Raw genomic sequence first — 229 nt, forward strand, 5'->3', positions numbered from 1 at the left:
GGTGCCTTCTTCCTGGAGGCGCCGTTGCAAGGTGCGCTGCGACAGGTGCAGCGCCTGGGCCACCCGTTCGCGCTTGGGTTCTCCCTGCGGCAGCAGCCGGCACAAGGTCTGCCGGGTCAGATGGGTAATGCGGCTGGTACTGAAACGCGCCAGGTATTCGCCGGCGAAGCGATCGTGCAACTGGGCCAGCGCCTCGTTGGCCGAGGGTAGCGGCGTCTCGAGGTCGACG

1 pseudogene is annotated in these 229 nt (G+C 67.7%); it reads right to left on the minus strand.

The annotated features are described in order from the left end of the window. Nucleotides 1-229 (minus strand): annotated as a pseudogene (locus BST14_RS32560) (hypothetical protein); the annotation flags it as partial.

It is taken from the genome of Mycobacterium arosiense ATCC BAA-1401 = DSM 45069, assembly GCF_002086125.1.
In the GTDB taxonomy this organism is placed as follows: domain Bacteria; phylum Actinomycetota; class Actinomycetes; order Mycobacteriales; family Mycobacteriaceae; genus Mycobacterium; species Mycobacterium arosiense.